Below are 1,671 nucleotides of genomic sequence, written 5' to 3'. Positions count from 1 at the left end.
GGGTGCGGCACGGTGATGCGGTCCGCCCCCTTCGGACTGGTGGGGGAGGACCCCGAGGCGGGCTTCCGGCTCGCCTACTGGTGCGCGCAGATCACCCACGGCCATCCGACCGGCGCCTACGCGGCCGGGGCCTTCGCCGCGATCGTCGCGCACCTCCTGGAGGGCGACTCGATGGCGGGCGCCGTACTGCGGGCCATGGAGCTGCTGCGCCGCCACCCGGGGCACGAGGAGACGACGGCGGCGCTGCGGGCCGCCGTCGACCTGGCCGCGGAGGGCGCGCCGACCGGTGAGAAGGTGGAGACGCTGGGCGCGGGCTGGGTCGCCGAGGAGGCCCTTGCCATCGCCGTGTACTGCGCCCTCGTGCTGCCCGACGCCGATCAGGTGGCCCGGTCGCTGCTGCTCTCGGTCAACCACTCGGGCGACAGCGACTCCACGGGGGCGATCTGCGGCAACCTGCTCGGCGCACGCCACGGGGACGTACACCTTCCGGCGTCCTGGCTGGTGGCGACCGAGGGCCGGGCCGTGATCACCGAGGTGGCCGACGATCTGTGCGTGGAGTTCGAGCACGCGGTCGCCTGGCCGGCCGACCGCTACCCGGCGTACTGACGGGCGGCCGTCCGCCGGTGAACGGCGGGGTCACCACCCGTCAGCACACCAGGTTTTGACGGTGCGTCAGTCCGTGAGCAGCTTGGTGCGCAGCGCGGCCACCGTCGCGTCGTCGAGCTTCAGGCCCTCGCGTACGTAGCTGTCGAAGTCGCCGTACAGGTGGTCGACCTCGTCGAATGCCGCGCGCAGCCAGCTCAGTTCGACGGCCTTCGGGTTGCCCAGGTAGTCGTTGCTGGCGAGGAAGTCCGCCTCGACGGTCTCGCGCGGGACGCCGAGCAGGGTGAGCAGGGCGGCGGTGCTCCAGCCGGTGCGGTCCTTGCCCGAGCTGCAGTGGAAGACCGTCGCGCCGGAGTCGTTCGTCGCGACGGCCGTGAGCAGATCGCGGAAGGCGTAGTCGGCGCCCACGAAGTTGACCATGAACGGGTAGCCGATGGACTGGCCGAGGTCGGACGAGCCGGAGAGCAGCCCGGCCGCGATGGCCTCGGCCAGTGTCATCAGCGCCGAGTCGTGGAAGCGGATGCCGTGGCTGAGCGACACCACATCGGCGACCTGGTACTTCACACCGGCGGGCAGCCGGTCCGGGTCGTCGTGCCGCTCCACCGCGTTGCGCAGGTCCACGTCGAGGGTGAGCCGCTGGGAGAGCAGGCGCTGCTGCTCGGCGTCGGTGAGGCTGTTGATCTTGTTGGAGCGGTAGACCAGTCCGGAGCGCACCCAGCGCCCGTCGGTGGTGCGGTAGCCGCCGATGTCCCGGAAGTTTCGGGCGGACTCGATCCCGAGCGAGCGGTCGGCGACGACGAGCGGGGAACCGCTGTCCGGCACCAGCCGGAAGTACCAGCGTCCCGCGTCGGCGAGGGTTCCGGCGGGGACGGTCAGCGACCCGGTGCCGGGGGCGGTGCCCACCGGGGTGCCGGTGGTGGCGTCGGGGGAGGTGACGGCGGTGACGGTCACCGATCCGGCGGCGGAGGACCAGGAGAGCGTGTAGCCGCCGTCGGCGGCGCGCTTGGCGGTGGCCGCGGTGAACGGCACGGCGCCGGCCCGCGTGGTGGCCCCGGCGCTCGCCACGGG

2 protein-coding genes are annotated in these 1,671 nt (G+C 73.0%); one reads left to right on the top strand and one right to left on the bottom strand.

Annotated features, from left to right (window positions below):
* Window positions 1–606 (top strand): ADP-ribosylglycohydrolase family protein (locus ABZY11_RS44295; RefSeq protein ID WP_356484589.1); only part of this gene is annotated, 606 nt, incomplete at its 5' end.
* Window positions 607–672: 66 nt separating this feature from the next.
* Here ABZY11_RS44295 and ABZY11_RS44290 read toward each other — a convergent pair.
* Window positions 673–1,671 (bottom strand): tyrosine-protein phosphatase (locus ABZY11_RS44290; protein ID WP_356484588.1); only part of this gene is annotated, 999 nt, incomplete at its 5' end.

Origin of the sequence: Streptomyces sp. NPDC006510, from assembly GCF_040611955.1 — a bacterium.
Lineage (GTDB): Bacteria > Actinomycetota > Actinomycetes > Streptomycetales > Streptomycetaceae > Streptomyces.
The sequence above is the reverse complement of the archived record's forward strand: the minus strand, read 5'-3'. Positions and strand labels throughout refer to the sequence as shown.